The organism is Flavobacterium sp. (assembly GCF_044376915.1).
Taxonomy (GTDB): Bacteria; Bacteroidota; Bacteroidia; order Flavobacteriales; family Flavobacteriaceae; genus Flavobacterium.
Genome location: NZ_JBILKB010000138.1, coordinates 1 through 2,956, shown reverse-complemented (window position 1 = coordinate 2,956; position 2,956 = coordinate 1). Strand labels below are relative to the sequence as shown.

Annotated in this window: 2 protein-coding genes; both read left to right on the top strand. The window is 38.1% G+C overall.

The window, feature by feature from the left end; all coding sequences use genetic code 11:
• On the top strand, positions 1-1,209 hold a 1,209-nt coding region (locus ACIQ6Z_RS09800), incomplete at its 5' end, for a T9SS type A sorting domain-containing protein (protein WP_396210695.1).
• A gap of 3 nt (positions 1,210-1,212) precedes the next feature.
• A partial coding sequence (locus tag ACIQ6Z_RS09795) for a M13 family metallopeptidase (protein ID WP_396210694.1) occupies positions 1,213-2,956 on the top strand: 1,744 nt, incomplete at its 3' end.

Genomic DNA, 2,956 nt, shown 5'->3' with positions numbered 1-2,956 from the left:
GAAGATGCTAAGCTAGTGGCTGCAACATATGGAAGAGGTATTTGGCAAACCAATATTCCCGTTCAGTTGCCTGCAAATGATGTGAAATTTGTAAGCATTCAAAGCCCAGGAAATAACATCAATTGTGAGGCTACCATAATTCCGCAAGTGGAAGTAAAAAACAACGGTATCAATACCATTACTGCTGTTTCAGTAAATTATACTATTGATGGAATTCCGAGCAATTATGTGTGGAATGGTGTTATTGCTTCTAATGCAACCACAACGATCAATCTTCCACAATCGACATTAACAAGAGGAATTCATACGCTTACGGTTTCCACAACAATTCCTAATGATACATATACTGATAATAATACTGGAACAAGCACTTTTTACATTAATGATTCCGGTATTATCGGGCAAGTCAACCCTTTTACTTCGACTTCAGATGCACTTATTTCGTATAATGATGGTGGCGAAGGCTCTCAATGGGTGCGCGGAGTTAGGGCTGATGCATTAACTTCTTCTGGAAATACGGTATATACCACCAATTTGGTTCGCAATTATCCAGACAACATAAAGACCTACTTAGTTTCTCAATGTTATAATTTATCTGAGGTCATTAATCCGCAGATCAGTTTTGATATGAAATTTGATATTGAACTCAATTGGGATATTGTATATGTTGAGTACTCTACAAATTTTGGGGCTACTTGGTCGGTATTAGGCGAAATGGGTCCAACTTGGTATAATAGCAATCGAACGGCAGAAACGGCAGGGTCAGATTGTTATAATTGTCCTGGGGCGCAATGGACCGGAGAAAGCACCACGTTAACAACATATTCTTATCCGTTAGCTGCTTTGGGAGGGCCCTCGGCTGTTATTTTTAGAATCGTTTTTCATTCCGATCAATCGGTTACCGATTTAGGAGTTAACGTAGATAATTTTGTAGTTTCAGGGACACTTTCCAATCAAAATTTTGAGCTAAATAATGTTTGGATATACCCCAATCCTTCCCATGGTATTTTTAATATTGCTTTGGGAACCATTCAACCAACTCGAATTGAAGTGTATGACCTAACCGGAAAAATAATATACGAACAAAATCAAATAACAGTGGCTAATTTTGAAACAAAATTGGATTTATCAAATGTGTCACAAGGGATTTATTTTGTAAAAATTATAAACAACAACCAAGTAACCATAAAACGAATTAGTAAAGAATAGTCTATGAAAAAATGTATTGTAAATGGGAGTTTAGGAATTATGGTATTATCCACGATTCTGTATTCATGCAACTCCTCAGAAAAAGTAACGAAACAAACGCAATCCGTTGGAATTAATCAAAATTTCATGGATAAAACAGTTAATCCGGCTGATAATTTTAATCGCTATGTAAATGGTAGCTGGTTAGATAATACCGAAATTCCTGCCGATAGAACCCGTTGGGGCAGCTTTGATGAATTGCGAAAAAATACCGACGACGATGTGATGGTCATTTTAAAAGAAGCCATCAACGACAAGACAATTGATCCCAAATCCGATCAAGCAAAAGCAATTAATTTATACAAAACGGTCTTAGATACGGTTAGTAGAAACAAAGCCGGAATCGATCCTTTGAAACCGTACTTGGCTAAAATTAATGCGGTTCAAAATGCCGATCAATTGATCGCGTTATTGGCCGAAATGGAACCCGAAATGGGATTGGGCTTCTTTGGAAGTTATATCGGAGCCGATGCCAAAAACAGCAATAAAAATGTAGTATATGTTGGTACCGGTAGTTTGGGCTTACCCGATAGAGATTATTATGTTTCTGACGCACCCGATAGTAAAGAAAAACGTGAAAAATACCTGCTGCACGTGGCAAAAATGTTACAATTTACAGGAGATTCGGAAGCAGTAGCTAAAGATAATGCGCAAAAAATACTAGCCCTAGAGACCAAAATGTCTACGGCAACTTTAGATCGCGTTGAGCGAAGAGACCGTAGAAAAACCTACAATCCAATGGCGTTTGCCGATCTTCAAAAATTAGCACCTACGGTAAAATGGGAGGCTTATTTTAATGCGGTAGGCATGGGAAAAGTAGACTCACTAGTGGTGTCACAACCCAGATACCTTCAAGCCATCGAAACCATCTTAAAGGAAAATCAAGTAGCCGATTGGAAAGCCTATATGCAATGGACTGCTTTGAGAAGTTCAGCTGGCTTACTTTCTACTGCTATTGAAAATGCAAATTTTGAGTTTTATGGCAAAATATTGACGGGTGCTGTGAAACAACGTCCGGCTGAAGAAAGAGCTTTAGCAACCGTAAACGGAAGACTTGGAGAAGCTTTAGGAAAATTATATGTAGCTAAGAAATTTCCACCAGAAGCCAAAGCCAAAGCACAAACTATGATTGCTAATGTGATGCAAGCTTTTGACAACCGCATCAATAATTTGCCTTGGATGACCAAAGCAACGAAAGAAAATGCAAAAGATAAATTGAATAAATTTCGTGTTAAAATAGGGTACCCAGACAAATGGAAAGATTATTCAGCCTTAGAAGTTAAAGCACCAGAACAAGGCGGAAGCTATTTTGAAAATTCTAGAATGTATGCCAGATGGAGTCACAAGAAAAACATTGAAAAAATAGGCAAACCGGTAGACAAAGAAGAATGGGGAATGTCACCGCAAACGGTAAATGCATATTTTAGTCCAACAAATAACGAAATTGTATTTCCAGCCGCTATATTACAACCGCCTTTTTATGATTACAAAGCGGATGAAGCTGTAAATTATGGTGGAATTGGCGCCGTAATTGGACATGAAATTTCACACGGATTTGACGATTCGGGTTCGAGATATAATGCCGATGGGAATTTGGTAAATTGGTGGAGTGAAGATGATTTGAAACAATTCACTACATTGGGAAGCGCTTTAGCAGATCAATATTCGGCCTTAGAACCGTTACCAGGTATTTTTGTAGACGGGAAAT